General features: G+C 59.9%; 14 protein-coding genes. All 14 read right to left on the minus strand.

The window, feature by feature from the left end:
- Positions 1-19: 19 nt before the first annotated feature.
- A complete protein-coding gene (locus AC50YL_RS11155) occupies positions 20-883 on the minus strand; it encodes a carbon-nitrogen hydrolase family protein (protein ID WP_494831904.1) in 864 nt (287 codons plus the stop codon).
- Between the two features lie 24 nt (positions 884-907).
- Positions 908-2,266, minus strand: coding sequence for a HAMP domain-containing sensor histidine kinase (locus AC50YL_RS11160; RefSeq protein WP_161741949.1), 1,359 nt, complete (start codon positions 2,264-2,266; stop codon positions 908-910).
- Entirely contained in the window at positions 2,263-2,961 is a 699-nt protein-coding gene (locus AC50YL_RS11165) for a response regulator transcription factor (protein ID WP_494831906.1), read from the minus strand. Before AC50YL_RS11165 ends, AC50YL_RS11160 begins: the two co-directional genes overlap by 4 nt.
- A 201-nt stretch (positions 2,962-3,162) precedes the next feature.
- The gene (locus AC50YL_RS11170; protein WP_494831908.1) at positions 3,163-4,800 is read right to left on the minus strand and encodes a serine/threonine protein kinase; all 1,638 of its coding nucleotides are present in this window, start codon (positions 4,798-4,800) and stop codon (positions 3,163-3,165) included.
- Positions 4,801-4,915: 115 nt separating this feature from the next.
- Entirely contained in the window at positions 4,916-5,932 is a 1,017-nt protein-coding gene (locus AC50YL_RS11175) for an SAM-dependent methyltransferase (protein WP_494831910.1), read from the minus strand.
- Complete coding sequence (locus AC50YL_RS11180) at positions 5,929-6,711, minus strand: ABC transporter ATP-binding protein (protein ID WP_494831912.1); 783 nt, start codon at positions 6,709-6,711, stop codon at positions 5,929-5,931. Before AC50YL_RS11180 ends, AC50YL_RS11175 begins: the two co-directional genes overlap by 4 nt.
- A 22-nt stretch (positions 6,712-6,733) precedes the next feature.
- Positions 6,734-7,039, minus strand: a complete 306-nt coding sequence (locus tag AC50YL_RS11185; protein WP_494831914.1) for a cyclic-phosphate processing receiver domain-containing protein — start codon at positions 7,037-7,039, stop codon at positions 6,734-6,736.
- A gap of 4 nt (positions 7,040-7,043) precedes the next feature.
- On the minus strand, positions 7,044-7,877 hold the full coding sequence (locus AC50YL_RS11190) for a deoxyribonuclease IV (RefSeq protein WP_494831916.1): 834 nt from the start codon (positions 7,875-7,877) through the stop codon (positions 7,044-7,046).
- Between the two features lie 6 nt (positions 7,878-7,883).
- A complete protein-coding gene (locus AC50YL_RS11195; protein ID WP_494831918.1) occupies positions 7,884-8,723 on the minus strand; it encodes an Fpg/Nei family DNA glycosylase in 840 nt (279 codons plus the stop codon).
- Positions 8,724-8,738: 15 nt separating this feature from the next.
- The gene (locus AC50YL_RS11200) at positions 8,739-9,566 is read right to left on the minus strand and encodes a TIGR01457 family HAD-type hydrolase (protein ID WP_494831920.1); all 828 of its coding nucleotides are present in this window, start codon (positions 9,564-9,566) and stop codon (positions 8,739-8,741) included.
- Between the two features lie 5 nt (positions 9,567-9,571).
- Positions 9,572-11,065, minus strand: a complete 1,494-nt coding sequence (locus AC50YL_RS11205) for a ribonuclease H-like domain-containing protein (RefSeq protein WP_494831922.1) — start codon at positions 11,063-11,065, stop codon at positions 9,572-9,574.
- Between the two features lie 87 nt (positions 11,066-11,152).
- A complete protein-coding gene (locus tag AC50YL_RS11210) occupies positions 11,153-13,402 on the minus strand; it encodes a DEAD/DEAH box helicase (RefSeq protein ID WP_494831924.1) in 2,250 nt (749 codons plus the stop codon).
- Positions 13,403-13,697: 295 nt separating this feature from the next.
- A complete protein-coding gene (locus AC50YL_RS11215; RefSeq protein ID WP_494831926.1) occupies positions 13,698-14,672 on the minus strand; it encodes a metal-dependent hydrolase in 975 nt (324 codons plus the stop codon).
- A gap of 86 nt (positions 14,673-14,758) precedes the next feature.
- Positions 14,759-15,697 (minus strand): ribonuclease Z, encoded by a 939-nt coding sequence (gene rnz / locus AC50YL_RS11220; RefSeq protein ID WP_494831928.1) that lies wholly within the window; start codon positions 15,695-15,697, stop codon positions 14,759-14,761.
- Positions 15,698-15,785 lie beyond the last annotated feature (88 nt).

A 15,785-nucleotide genomic window follows, 5' to 3' on the forward strand; every position in this document is an offset into this window, starting at 1 on the left:
CCTTCGAGAGGGCGCCCGATTAAGACCAGTCGCCGTACAGATCGACGCGGCGGTCCCGCCATGTCGTAACCGAGCCTGCCGCCCGGACGTCGTGCAGCAGCCCGACGTTCACGTCCGCGACGACGAGCATGTCGTCGTTGACGATGCCTTCGGTCATGATGCCGGCGGGAGGAAACGGAATGTCGTTCGGCGAGAGGACGGCCGCCTGCCCGTAATTCGCGCGCATGAAGTCGACCTTCCGAAGCGATCCTACCGTGCCGGTCGTCACGATGTAAACTTGATTCTCCACGGCTCTGGCATGGCAGCAATAGCGAACGCGATAGAAGCCGTGGCGGTCGTCGGTGCAGGACGGACAGAAGATAATGTCCGCGCCTTTGGCCCTTGCCATCCGGACGATTTCCGGGAATTCGATGTCGTAGCAGGTCAGCATCGCGATCGTTCCGAATTCCGTGTCGAAGACCTGCAGTCCGTCGCCGGGCGACATGTTCCATTCCTCGCGTTCCGTCGGGGTCATATGCAGCTTCGCCTGCTTCTCCACGCGGCCGTCCGGATAGAACAAATGCGCCGTATTATTCAACTTGCCGTCTTCCAACGCGACGACATGCGTGCCGCCGACGATATGGACGCGGTATTCCGCCGCCAGCGACTGAAACAGCGCCACGTACGCAGCCGTAAAGTCCGGCAGCTTATCGATGGTGAGCGCTGCGCCGTTCGCATCCCCGATCGAGAGCAACTGCGTCGTGAAAAATTCCGGAAACAATATCGCGTGCACGCCGTACTCCGAGGCGTTCCTGACGTAGTGCCGCACTTGAAAAGCGAATTGATCGAAGCTCTCAATGTCGGCGAGCTTATACTGCACCGCGCATACGCGTAAACCGCTCATGGTCCTCTCCCCTTGGCTTTATCGTTATTTTTTCTGCGGAAGCGCGATCGAGATCGTCGTTCCCTGCTCCGGCTTGCTGAACACGTCGATCTGGCCTTCGTGCATGTCCACGATCCGCTTCGCGATGGACAAACCGAGCCCGACGCCGCCCGTAGCGCGGCTTCTGGCCCCGTCCACCCGATAAAACCGCTCGAACAAATACGGCATCTCGTCCTCGGGAATCCCGATGCCTTTGTCCGCCACCGCCAGACGCACGACGTTCTTGTGCATGGAAATGTTGATGTCGATCGGGTCCTTGCTGTATTTAATGGCATTATCGAGCAAGATGACGAGCAATTGACGGATTTTCTCTTTGTCCGCGCTAAGCCGCACGTCCTGCTTGCCGGTCGTGTGGACGCGGATCAGCCGCTGGAACGTCATATGCAGCATATCCGCCGTCTCGTCGGCCAGCTGCACGAGATTGAACGTCTCCAGCTTCAGCCAATCCTCCTGCTCCGCCTGCGCCAGCTGCAGCATGGACTTCGTCAGGTTTTGCAGCCGTTGCGATTCTTTGCTGATCGCTTCGATCGCCTCTTCGCGGATATTCACGTCGTCGCGGCCCCAACCCTTCAGCATCCCCGCATAGCTGGTGATGACCGTAATCGGGGTCTTCAGCTCATGCGAAGCGTCGGCGACGAACTGTTTCTGGCGCTCGAATGTCCGGTCGAGACGGTCGATCATTTGGTTGAACGCCCTGGCAAGCTGCAGCAGCTCGGCGGATTGATCCCGCTGGGAAAGCTCGATTTTGCGCAGCTTCCCGCTCCGGTCGATTTCCCGCATCGTCTGCACCATATGTTGAATCGGCGAAGTCAGGCGCGACGTGAACCAATAAGTGCCGAAAATCGCAAAAAGTATCGCCCCGATGCTCGTAATCGTCAGCGCAATGACCAATACCTTCAAGTAACTGTCGAGCAGGGTAAGCTTCCGGTACAGCTCGAGCGTTCCGATGACCTCGTTATCGTGAAAGAGCGGCACCTTCATGTACAGCACGCGCCGTCCTTCGATAAAGAACATGCCCGTGTCATGACGCGTGGAGAAATCCGGCTTAAGGGCGAGGAGCTCCGGGTCGGAGCCCTGCGTGTTGACCACCTTGCCGCTGCTGTCCACGACGCGCATGAGTTCGCTGACATTGTAATAATCGCGCAGCAAATCGCTGTTGGCGAGCTGACTGGGGTCATTGATCCGGGGATCCTCGAGCAGGATGTTCACTTTGTTCGTCAGGAGCTGGTCTTCGCTGCGAATGGTAATCTTGATCACGAATAGATATACGAAAATATTAAACAAAATCAAGATGAAGATGAGCCAAAAAATGGTAAAGAACGTGAATCTTCGGCGCAGCGTCATGCATCCGGCTCCTTAAGCATGTAACCGACGCCGCGGACGGTATGAATGAGCTTGTGCCGGTAACCTTTGTCGACCTTCTGCCTCAAGTAACGGATATACACGTCGACCAGATTCGTTTCGCCGATAAAGTCGTAGCCCCACACCTCGGATAAAATATCCTCGCGGGACTTCTCCTCGTTCCGATGCTCCGCCAAATAAACGAGCAGCTCGAATTCCCGCGGCGTCAGCTCGATCGGCAGGTCCTTGCGAAACACCTTGCGCGTCCGGAGCTCGATCGAGAGATCCGCCGCTTTCAGCACGTCCGGGCTCTCGGGCTCCTTCGGCTGCTGCTGGAAGATGCGAAGCAGATTGCGCACGCGCGCGAGAAGCTCCTCCATCGCGAATGGCTTCGTTATATAGTCATTGGCGCCGTGCTCGAACCCGCTCACTTTATCCGGAATCGTGTCGCGCGCCGTAATCAGCATAATCGGAATCGAATTGCCAGCCTGCCGAATGCGCCGCAGCACTTCGATGCCGTTCAAGCCGGGCAGCATGACGTCAAGCAGCAGCAGGTCCCACTCGCCGTTCATGGCCTGCTCCAATCCGCTCCTGCCTTCGGATGCGCGGCCGACGAAATAACCCTCATGCTCCAGTTCAAGCTGGAGAATCCGCGCAATGCCGTCTTCATCCTCGATGACAAGAATGCGTTCGTTCATACTCGTTTTGCACCTACCTTGCTCTAGTCTTATTGCGGATCCCGGCGGACCCGTTCCCATAATCATAATTAAGCATGTCCGCCAATGCAAGCATGCGGCCGGCCCCCGCCTTCGCGCCGGAAGCGCGCAACCAAGCCTTGGAAATGCCATTCGCCTCGCCCGCACGCACATCATTGTAGCACAGAATCGCCGTCTTTGGCGTTATAACGGCACCAAGATCGCGTTCACGACGGGCTGAAGCGCGCGTTCGAGCAGCGGGAGCCATCGCCGGTTCGACGTGGCCCATTTGCCGGACCACATCTGATCGGTCCATTCATCGGCAGGAAGCAGCGGGATCGAACAGCTCGGCCTGGCCGGCATCGCGGCGAGCCACGCGCCGCGGGCGCCGAATTTGCCGTCCTTGTTGGCGACCCAATAGGTGCCTTTGCCGGCGGCTTCCCGCTCGAAGCAGATCCGCTTCGCCGCGGCCAAACGCTGAATCGTCCATTTCGACGGAAAAGGATCGACGACGAACAGCAGGCAGTCGCAGGCCGCGAGCTCCCGCTCCATCTCCGGCGACAGCCAGCGGCTGGACACGTCGGTGACGACGACCGAAGCTTGGATGGCTTGCAGCATCAAGCGATGTTTCAGCTGCAGCTCCGCTTCCTGCGAAGCCGCGGCAGAAATCGACGGATCCAGCCGGTACCATGCCAAGCTTGCGGACGGCGAAGTCATGATGACGTAACGGCGGTCAGGCGACGCTTTGCCATGAGATGGCTGTTTCCCGGCCGCGGGCAGCAGGGCATGCCATTCCGGTTCGAGGGCGGGGTGCTCGACGGCCGCGATCGCCGGGCCTCCCGGCCGCTCCAGCAGATGCGCCAGCGTAATGGCCGTGAAAGTCCCGCCGGCGCCGGGAGACAAAGAGGCGACCACGACGGATTGTCGGCGCCGCGCGGCCGGTATGCGGGATACCGGAGGACGGGCATGCGATCCCCTGCCGTTCTCGGCATCGCCGTACAAGCAGCCCTCGAGCGCCTTGCGCGCTTCTTCCATCGATTCGTAACGCAAGGCGGGAACGGGATCGGTCATGCGTCCGATAACGGCTGCCAACGCGGGCGACCCGCCGAGCAGCCATGCTCCGTCGAGCCCGGCTTGACCGGCCGTTGCCTCGAACCCGCCTCGGCTCCTGCTGCCGCTTATCTTCGATGTGCCCCCTGCAAGCAGATAATACAGCAGCGCGCCAAGCCCGAACACGTCCGTCCTCGCATCGCTCTGTCGGTCTCCTTCCTGCTCCGGCGCCGCAAAGCCGGGCGTGCCCAAGGTCACCGTGTCCTTCACCTGTCCCGGCTTGAACTCGCGGGCGATTCCGAAATCGATCAGGCGCACGAAGCCGCTGCGGTCGATCATGACGTTCGTCGGCTTCAAATCCCGATGAATGATGGCGGGCTGTTGGCCGTGCAGGTAGCGAAGCGCCTCGGCCAGCTGCATCCCGATTTCAATGACCCGCGCCGCAGATACAAGTCCGCCGTGCTGTTCCATATAAGCCTGCAGCGTGATGCCGTCGATATAATCCATCACCATCAGCTCGATCGCCTCGCTGCCCGATGGCGGAAAATAATCCACGATCAACGGCAAATGCGGATGGTTGAGCCGCATCAGCAGCCCTGCCTCCTCCGCGCTGCGCAGCCCCGTTCCCACCGAGGAACGATTCACCTTCAGGGCGCGAATCTTGCCCTGCAGGCGCAAATCCTCCGCCGCGTACACTTCTCCCATGCCGCCTCTGCCGATCAGGCCGTGGATGCGGTAACGGCCGCCGATCAGCGTCCCGCTCTCGAAAATCTCGTTATTGCCCTGTTCCATGAATGCCAGCCTCCCGCGTAATGCAAAAAAGCACCCCGAACGCGCAGACCATAGGCCTGCAAGTCCGGGATGCTTTCCCGCGCGCATATTGAATCGGATCAACGATCCGGTTCCATTATCTTTTCACCAAGTATAGCGTAATTTCGTCGCGATTGTGAAACAATTGTTTCGCTTTGCGCAGCTCGAACGCCGTCTCCAGCTTCGCGATGACGTCCTTGATCGTCTGCAGCGGCTTCTTGTGCATCAGCTTGACGGTGATCACCGCCGCAGCTCCCTGCCGCAGCGCATCGGTCTTCTCCAGCACCAGCTTCGCCATCTGCATCGGGCTCCAGCTCATGTCGCAGACGAGCAGATCGAACGTGTCCGGCGCGAAACGAACATCCGATGCGTTTTTCTTAAGCGCCGTCAAGCGCGGGTAAGCCGACAGCTTCGGATGCAGGTCCGCCGGATCGACGGACGTGACGCGAAGTCCCCGCTCGAGCAGCAGCTGCGTCCACCCGCCGGGCGCGGCGCCGATGTCGAGCGCTTCCCGGAAATTCTCCAAGTACAGCTTGAATGCCCGTTCGGCTTCCAGCAGCTTGAACTTCGCGCGCGATATCTGACCGTCCTCGCGCTGGAACCGGACGGCGCCGCCCGGCCAGTCGGACAGCTGCTCCGCGGGCGTTCCCCAGCCGACGTACAGCTCGTCCGCGCCGGCGAAGATGGATAAGATCTGATCGGGCGACTGCATGGTCGTTTCGGCGCCCAGCTCCATGATGACCGCATCCAGCACCGCTTTCGTATCCGCTGCCGAATACGGGAACCGCGTGCCCTCGGCCCGTCTGAGATGGACGGCGGTCGAGCCTTTCTCGCAGCGCATCCTGGCGTGCCGCACCAGCTCGGACAGCGCTTGAAGATCGTCGGCGCTGCCTTGAATCGGCAGGATGCGGTCGATCGGCTGGATATGCCGCAGAAATATCGGCTCGTTCGTCCGGAGCAGATCGAACATGGCCTCGCTGTTTAGCGGAACTTCGATCCGAAATACTTCGCCGGCGATGAGCTGCGTAAATTTAATTTCCTTTATCATTCTGCGAAGCTCTTCCATCGCAAGCGAGGCGAAGCCGTGATTCGCGGTTCCAATCCATTCTGTCACTGCGTTCTTCCTCCCGGTAATGCCCGTATCCACGGACGGTCATCTGCCCAATGCACGTCCACGGGCCAGTCGTATGCGGCGCTCAGCGATTCGGCGCTCAGCACTTCTTTCTTCGGCCCCGCCGCCGCGATTTCACCGTTTTGGACGAGCGCGACATGCGTGAACAACTGAATGATCTCTTCCATGTGATGCGTTACGTAGACGATCGTCATGTCTCGCCGGCCGAGGCGTCCGAGATCGATGAGCAGCTTCTCGCGCTCGTAGAGATCGAGTCCCGCGCACGGCTCGTCCATGATCAGGAGCTTCGGATCGAGCATCAGCGCGCGGGCGAGCATCACTTTCTTCCGTTCCCCTTGCGACAGCGAACCGAGCGATTGCTCGGCGGTGTGGAGCAGCCCGATTTCCGCGAGCAGCGACAACGCCTTGAGCCGCACGCCTTCCTCGATCTCCTGATAGAACCGGAGAAAGGCGTATTCGCCGGTCGCCACGACTTCCCATACCGGATCGCGCAGGGTCAATTTCTCCATGACCGATTGGCTGATATAGCCGATTTGTTTGCGCACCTCGCGCACGTCGCACTCCCCGTAGCGGTTGCCAAGCACGTCTACCGTGCCGGAGGTCGGAAATTCATAGCCCGTCATCATCTCGAGCAGCGTCGTCTTGCCGCAGCCGTTGCGGCCGAGGATGACCCAATGCTCCCCGTCGTTCATATGTAAATTGATGCCGTTCAATATTTGCCTGTCCCCGCGACGGAACGTGATGTCCTTCAAGGAAATCATCGCCATTTCCCTCCCCCAATTATTACGCCTTCATCGGTCCGTGATGGATGGCCACATCCGCCGGCGCATGCTGCGTCAGCAGATGAATCATGCCGATGCGTCCCGCGGCGCTCGACGTATGGAAGTAACAGCTTCGCGGATAACGCCCGCTGTCCACGATGAACTGCACGACGGCCAAGCCGTTCGGCTGCCCCCAGCCCAGCTCGAAGTCCAGCGAGAGCACGTCTACTTCTTCGTGTTCCAACAGCAGGATGCATTCCGCCGCCGATTTCGCGAGCACGAAGCCTGGCGGACATGGCCTGTAATCATCCAAATAGACGTTGATCATGCGATTATGATCCTCCCATGCGCCGAATAAGTTCCAATTGTCCTTGATGCGTGCCGTCTGCCCCCGAAGGCGTTTCCAATACGAACGGCGTGATCGCGAGCAACGGATGCCCCAGCAGCCATGTTAAGCCCGCTTCCCCGATGCAGCCTTCTCCGATGACCGCGTGCCTGTCCCGCTTCTCCCCGCTCGGATAGAGCGAGTCGTTCAGATGAACGGCGTTCAGGTGCCCGATTACCCCGAGTTCGATCGCCTTGTCCATCCATGGCGCGTCCGGACGACCGTCCCAGACTCCGCTTGCGAACAGGTGGCAGGTATCGAGGCAGAAGCCGATTTTGTCGTTATCCGCGCATAAGCTCCGAATTTGCGCCATTTCTTCCATCGTCGTACCCATGAACGTATGCTCGCCGGCCTGGTTCTCGATCAGCAGCTTCGCCTTGCCGTTCCACTGGCGCGCGACCGCACTGAGCGTCAAGACCGCGTTCCGGTAGCCTTCCAGCGGATCCGGTCCTTTGTAAACGCCGAAATGAACGACGACGCCCAACGAGCCGCAGGCTTCGGCGATATCCAGGTCGTTGAGCAGCGACAACGCCGTCCGCTCGCGATGATCGGCATCCTCGGAGGCGATATTCGTCGGGTACGGCGAATGGGCAATCGATACGATGCCGTGCGCCGCGCAATACTCCGCGCATCGGCTTGCCTCGCCGCGGTCAAACGGCTTGACCGTCAGGCTGCGCGGATTTTTGGGGAAATATTGATACGCTTCCGCGCCGTACGCAGCCGCCCGCTTCGCCGCTTCGCGGTAGCCGCCCCTCGTGGAAACGTGAACGCCGGCGCGCACGCGGGATCACCGGTCCTTCTGGCAGGACGGGCAATAGAACAGCTTGCGCGCGTTCAGCTCCGTCTGCACGATCGTGCCGCCGCATCGCGGGCAGGTCTCGCCGCCGCGGTCATAGACGCGGCAATGCTCGTTATACCCGCCGGTCACCGTATCGTCATTGGTCAGCGGAAGCTCCATGTAGCCGCCCTTGGCGACGGCATCCTTCAGCACGGCGTGCATCGCGTTATAGATTCGCTCCCAGGATTCCGGTTCGATCTCGGCGAGCTTGGCATCGGGCCGGATGCCGGCCTCGAACGCGATCTCGTCCGCATAGCAGTTGCCGATGCCCGCAATGACGCGCTGCTCGACGAAGGCCGTCTTGAGCGAGCCGCGTTTTCCCTTGAAGCGCGCCTTGAAGCCTTCCAGCGTCAGTCGGCTGTCGAACGGCTCCGGACCCAAGTCGGCGAGACGGGCTAGCGCTTCTTTGACCGTGAGCAGATGGATATAGCCCAGCCGCAATCCGATGAAGCACAGGTCCGCGTCCGGAAACCCGATCGTGACCTGCACGGAACGATCCGGCCGCTCCTGCGGCAGGCCTTCCGCCGTCGGCGCATGGGATTCATAACGAATGAGGCCGCCCAGCATAAGATGCAGGAGCAGCCGCTTGCCGTTGTCGAGGTGGAAGAGCAGCATCTTGCCCCGCCGTTCCACGAACCAGACGGTTCTTCCGATGAGCTCGCGCTCGAAGGTTTCCACCGGGACGTTGATAGACTTGGGCCTTGTGACGATTACGTTCGTAATGGGCTGGCCGGCGACGCGTTCCGCCAGCAGCCTGCGGTAATGTTCCATTTCCGGATATTCCGGCATGCTAAGACTTCCTTCCTATCGGCTCTGTCTCTGCTGTTCCAGCCGGCTTGTCAGCCACGACTGCAAGCGGTACAAATCTTCGAAGACCTCGTTGGCCTCGCAGTCCGCCGACGACAGCAGCGCTTTATAATTGTCGGCTGTTGCCAGCCCGGTTAATACCAAGGCCGACGGACAACCTACGGCTTTTCCCGCCGCGATGTCGGTTGCCGGGTTATCTCCGACGACCCAAGTCTCGGCCGGCGCCAAGCCTAACCGCTTCAAAGCAAAATGCATCTGAATGGCGGATGGCTTGCCGATCACGATCGGCTGGACGCCCGAAGCCGCCCGCAGCATGGCGGAAATCGATCCCGCGCCGGGAATCAGCCCATGCTCCGAAGGCAGCAGCAGGTCGGGATTCGTCAATATGTATTGCGCTCCGCCGCGGATATGCTTGACGGCAGCCGCCGCCTTCTCGTAGGTCAGCGCCCGGTCGATGCCCTGCACGACCAGCTCCGGTTCGTCGTCCGTCAGGCGCAGGCCGGCTTCCCGCAGCGCGGCGAGCAGTCCGGACTCGCCCACCGCATGCACGCGGGCACCGGGCTGACGTTCCGCGATGTATGCGGCCGCCGCCTGCGCGGACGTGCATACGTCCGACGGATCCGCCGGAATGCCCATGCCGTTCAGCCTTTCCGCCACCGTATCCGGCGAAGCGGACGAATTGTTCGTGACGAACAAATACCGTATATCTTCCTTGCGCAGCAGCTGGATGAATTCATCCGCGCCGGGAATCATGTTGCCCCCGTGATACAGCGTACCATCCAAATCGATTAACAACCCCCGAAGGCGTGTCGCGCCGAGTCCCATGCCGTTCACCCCTTCGATCGTTTCAAGCGCAAGCGGTCGATTCGCTTGCGAATCAAGTCAAGCTCGGTTCTGCGCTTGCCTTGCGGCCTCAGAGCGCCATGGCGGCCATCCGCCAGCTCGAAAGCCCGTTCCGCCAGCAGCAGCGCTTGCTCCAGCTCCTTGGTCTTATGTTCGTAATACATCGCAAGCTCGATATGCGCATCATAGTTCGGCCATACCGCATCCTCCGACGCGCGCACAGCCTTCTGCCACAATAACACAGCGCGGTTCCAATTTCCACATTTCTTGTCGCGTTCCGCCAGCAGGCACAACGTTTTCGCGGACGCGCCCGAGTGCTCGGCGAATCGGACATACAGCGGCTCGGCAAGCTCCCTCTTCCCCATGCGTTCCAGCCACAATCCCGTGCGAAGCAGCTCCTCGGCTTCATTCGGCACGGGAAGGCGGGTGCCTAAGCCGCCGCCAAGGAAATGGCCGAAACGGATCGCAAGCGCGGCCAGCGAGAGCATATCGGTCTCGTTATGCTGAAATACGCCGAGCAGCGGCTCCGGATCCCCGTCCGCAAGGTATTGAAAATAGATCGCGGGCGCAAGCGAACCCGGCACGTCGTCGCTTCGCGTGATGCCGAGCCGTTCCTCCTCCACGTGGCTGAGCTTGCAGGAAACAAGCGTATTTCGCCATATCGACCGCGAAGGATGGAGCAAATCGATGTGCACCGGCTCCCATTCGAACGTCCGAAAGCCGTGCAAAACGAAGCGATTGTACAGAACCGGCCAATCGAACGTCCGGCCGTTGTACGTCACGAGATGCGTAAAGCTCGGCAGCATGGCGCACAAATAACCGATCATCGCCCGCTCTTCGGCCGGATGGCGAATCAGCATCTGCTCGACGACGAACGCCTCCTCCTGCAGATAGGCCAATCCGACCATGAAGGGCACGTTGCCAGCTCCGACGCCGAGTCCTGTCGTCTCCAAATCGAGGAAAAGCAGGTTCGCGCCGTCGGGATCGACGCTTTTCGCTTGATCGAAGGCGTTCAATGCCCGTTGCGCGATCGGCAATTCGGCGAGCTGATGCACCCCATGGCGATGCGCCAGCGGATATCGGGTTTTCCGGACGAGAAACTCCCCTGCCATGGAAGCGACGACACGAACGCCGATCTGATCCCATTCCGGTGATAGTCCGTGTGCGTTATCTGCATCCCCAAGGTTGGAGACGGACGCTTCGTCAGGGAGATCTGCCTTATCCGGAGACATCGGGGAGAAGGAGGCGCTTCTGGATTCTTGCTCGGGTTCGGCGGCATCGACAGCCCGCGGCATCGCTCCGGCTTCGTCCCCCCCGCCGCTCTGCGGGTTAAGACCGTGCTCATGAGCAGATACGTAACGATCGACGCGTTCGTCCTGTGCCGCAGCTTCCGCCGGTCGTTCCACCATCCCCGCCAACCGCTCCGCCTGCGCGGCCTGCGAGCTGCGCAGCCGGAGCAGCCGGTCTCTCAGCCCGCTCATGACGACACGCCCGCTTCCTCGATGGCCGCCTGCGCATGCGAGTTAGGGACCGATTCATTCGTTATATCGGATGCGAAAACGTTCATCTTATAACCCCTCCAATAGCTGAAGGCTCTTCTTCTTCGCGTTCATGCCTTCGATTTCCGAACTGATGCACGACGGGCAGCCGTCCTCGCACGGGCATTTGCGTATCAGGTCGATCGCGGCGGATTTGACCTCGTCGAATCGTTTGTACACGTCATCGGCAAGCCCGATACCGCCCGGATAATGATCGTATATGAAGATCGTGGGAAGCCCGGTATGGTCGGCTTTGATTTGCGACACGACGTGGACGTCGCTGCGATCGCACATGACGAGCACCGGCACGATATGGTTGAACACGTTCGCGATGCCGAGCAGCAGCTGTTCCAGCGTCTTCGTCCCCAGCTGCGGGTCGGCTTCGCTTATTTCCAGCCAGGCCGCGCTCGTGTGCAGCTCTTGCTCCGGGAGATGGATCGGACCCGAGCCGATATTTTCGCCCGTCGATAAACGGATTTTTTTATAAATGGTAGGAATTGCGGTAACGCTGACATCGCCGTAATGGATCGTTCCGGTCTTCCGGGCGTCGGTCCTGTCGATCTCGAGGACCTTGGTATGTACGGCCAGGTTGGCATCCGTGTAATACTCGACGTCCACTTCGCGCACGTACGCCTTTCGATGGTCCCAGTCCAGCTTCTCGACTTGGAATTGGACGCCCTGGTGCAAATAAATCGCTTCGTCGTGCAGCAGCGTCATCGCGCTGAACCGGTCCATCTCGCCGATGATCTTCACGTCTCCCGTGACGGATTGGTCGATGATGACGACGTTCTCCTGCGACGCGGACCGCAAACTGACGTTGCTTGCCGGGAAGGCCAGATTCGCCCAATAGTAGGTATCCTTGTTGCGGTTCAGCACCCGTTCCTCCACCAGGTATTCCATGATGTCTTTCACGTCCAGCGGACCGAAGGCTTCCGTTTCCTTGAAGGGCAGCTCGTAAGCCGCGCATTTCAAATGGTCGACGAGAATGAGCAGGTTTTCCGGGTTGATCCGCGCGTACTCCGGGGTGCGATCGAAAAAGTACTCGGGATTTTGAACGATGTACTGGTCGATCGGGGTCGAGCCGGCAACCATGACGATCAGCGCTTCGCCGTGCCTGCGGCCTGCCCGCCCCGCCTGCTGCCACGTACTGGCGATGCTTCCGGGGTAGCCGGTCATGATGCAGACCTGCAATTGCCCGATATCGACGCCGAGCTCGAGCGCGTTCGTGCTGACGACGCCGAGAATGTCTCCGTCCCGAAGTCCTTTCTCGATCTCCCGCCGCTGCTTCGGCAGATAACCTCCCCGATAGCCGCGAATCGACTTCGAGCCCAATTCGTTGCGAACGAGCTCTTGGATATGGCTTAAGATCAGCTCCACGCGCACCCGGCTGCGGGCGAATACGATCGTTTGGATCTTGTTTCGCAGAAAATCGCGCGCCAGCCGGTTGACCTCTACGGTCGCGCTTTTCCGGATGTTGAGCGGTTGATTGACGATCGGCGGGTTATAGAAGACGAAATGCTTCCGGCCGCGAGGGGCGCCGTTATCGTCGATCAAACGCATCGGATTGCCCGTCAGCCGCTCGGCCAGTTCCTTCGGGTTCGCGATCGTCGCCGATGTGCAGATGAAGACGGGATCGCTGCCGTAGAATCTGCAGATCCGCTTCAGCCGGCGAATGACGTTCGCGACATGGCTGCCGAATACCCCCCGGTAGGTATGCAGCTCGTCGATGACGATGAATTTCAAATTCTCGAACAGGCTCACCCATTTGGTGTGATGCGGCAAAATCCCCGAATGGAGCATATCCGGGTTCGTGATGACGATATGGCCCGCTTTGCGCACGGCCTGCCGAATCGTCGGCGACGTATCGCCGTCGTAGGTATAGCTTTTGATATCGACGCCCATTTCGGCGATGATCTCGTTCAATTCGCTTTTCTGGTCCTGGGCCAGCGCTTTCGTCGGGAAGACGTAGAGCGCCCGGCTCGTCTCGTCCGTTGCGATGGCCTGCAGCACCGGCAAGTTGTAGCACATCGTCTTGCCCGACGCGGTCGGCGTGACGGCGACGATATTTTCGCCTTTGTTTACCGCTTCGTACGCGGAATGCTGGTGCGTGTACAGCTCCTGTATGCCTCGCCGGACCAGCGCATCCCGAATGCGGACGTCCACGCTTTCGGGAATCGGTCTCGCTTTCGCTTCCTGCGGTTCTATTTCATGCCAGTTGATGACATTGTCGTTCTCGCGCAAATCTTCGATCAGTTCTGGCAACGTTTTCCTGTTCAACATGAAGGGCTCACCTCTTTATATGCACCATTTTAGCGAATATCTGTTCGCTTGACTAGGGAGAAGTGGAATCAGGCTCGAATCGCCGAATCAGAGGGGTTCGGACAGGGCGAGCAGATGCCCGATTTCGCAATAAAATGCCGCGGTCGGAGAGCCGGCGTCTGCCGCAAACGCAAAAAACCCTCGGAAGGGCCGAAGCATGCGGCAGCGTTGAACAGCTTTTCAACGGACGCCGGACAAGCTTCAGCAACCCTTCCAAGGGCATTATTCTAACAACGGCTTCATGCGATAGCCGCGTTTACACGAAAGGCGGCTGCCACGACTTCTTGTTCCAACCGATATGCTCGCTGAGCACGTTCATGTTGCGGTCCAGCGTGACGGCCGCGCTGAACGGCATGCCGTGATGATGCCAGAACCGAACGTCGCTCCATGTAACGAGGTAACCGTCGACCTTCTCCTGCACTTTCACGTGGATACGGTTCGAGAAATGGTGGAACGCGCGCACGCCGTCGGCGCCCATCGTCGCTTTTGCCGCTTCCGCGAGATTTTCCGGCTTCGCTTTCGAGAGACAGGCGACCTCGTTCACCCGGCCGTTGCGGTAATACCCCGTCAAATATTCGTCACCCAGGTCAGCCACGAATTGCCAAGATGCGCCGAGCAGCGTCGGGAGCATCGTGATGCGCCTGTCTTCGAGCTGGTATTTCGCGCTCAGCTTGCCGACGACGCTTCGGTACACCGCGAGACGCCAGGCCAGATAAACGGCAGTTAACCCATAGACGAGCTGGAATACGAGCACGGCATGCGGGTAGCCGAACAGCCATAACAAAGCTGCCGTCCCGTGCGCCGCGAACAGATAGGGATCGAATAAACTAAGCGCGTCGAGGTGCAGCCATTTTTGTGTGAACGGCCTTAAGCATTGCACGCCGTACGCGTTGAACAGATCCAGGACGATATGAAAAAAAACAGCGATCAAGGTCCACAGGACGACGGTCCCGCTCCATGCTTGCGCGCCGAACAACCACGCGATGGGCAATCCGAGCAACGGAGCCCATAGGAAAGGCGCAGGCAGGGAATGCGTCAAGCCCCGGTGATGCCTAATGTACGCGGAAGGCCCGCGCAGCCGCATGACGGAGTCGAAATCCGGGGCGTGGCTGCCGATCAACGTCGCCGCGAGCACGGCATGCTGCAGCTCCGGATGAGCCGCAACGACGGGATTCGCAATGGCCAAGCCTGCAAGCGTAACGCCAAACAAGAGATGACTTCCGGTATCCATGCATCATCGTCCCTTCGTCTGCTGTATCGTCGTCGGTCTTCGCCAACATCGTATCAGCGGACTGTCAAGGGAGCGTTTGCGTATTTTTACGAATTTGTAAGGGGCGGCCTCGGAATGAGAATATCGGTCATCTCGACGGCGGGCTCGATCTCCGCGAAAATATCCTTCACCCCGTTCGCAAGCTCCGCCACGGCCTCATCGTCGTATCGGGAGCTGAAATGCGTGACTACCAGCCGTTTCGCTCCGGCATCCCGGGCGATCTCGGCGGCTTGCGTGAACGTCGAGTGGCCGTAGGCGGCCGCCTTCTCCTCGAGTCCGCCGGCAAACGTGGCTTCGTGCACGAGCAGATCGGCGTTGCGGGCAAGCCTCACCGCATTGTCGCAGGGTCGGGTATCCCCGAGAATCGTCACGACGCGGCCCGGCTGCGGAGTCCCGACGACGTCCGAAGCGGCGATGCTGCGGCCGCATTCCAGCGTAATATCCTCGCCGCGCTTCAGCTTGCCGTAGAGCGGACCCGCCGGCACGCCCAGCTCGCCGAGCCGCTTCAGATTCAATTGCCCCGTTTGCGGGCGTTCCGTGACCCTATAACCGAAACACGGCAGGCGATGCTGCAATTCGGCCGCTTCGACGACGTAACGGTCGTCCGAGACGACCTCGCCTTCGGCGATTTCAATGACGTTCAACTCGTAGCCCAAATGAACGCCGGTCAGCTCGAAGATGCCGGCCAAATATTGGCGCAGCCCGGTCGGACCGTAAATGGTCAGCGGACCCGCGCCTTCGAAATACCCGCGGCTGCTGAGCAGGCCGGGCAACCCGTAAATATGATCCCCATGCAGATGCGTGACGAAGATCCGTTCCAGCTTGTTCAATTTGAATCGGCTGCCGAGCATCCGGTGCTGCGTGCCCTCTCCGACGTCGAACAACCAGAAGCCGCATTGCGGCTCCGGCAGCGACAGGGCGATCGACGTGACGTTGCGCGTTCGGGTCGGCCTCCCCGCGCTGGTACCGAGAAACGTTAGCTGCAAGCTGTTCCCTCCATTTCTTCCGCCATTACCCATCCTTATAAAATACCCTCCGGGAGGCAGGGTTCATACCATGCTTCGGAGGGTACGC

The organism is Paenibacillus sp. J22P277 (genome assembly GCF_059383675.1).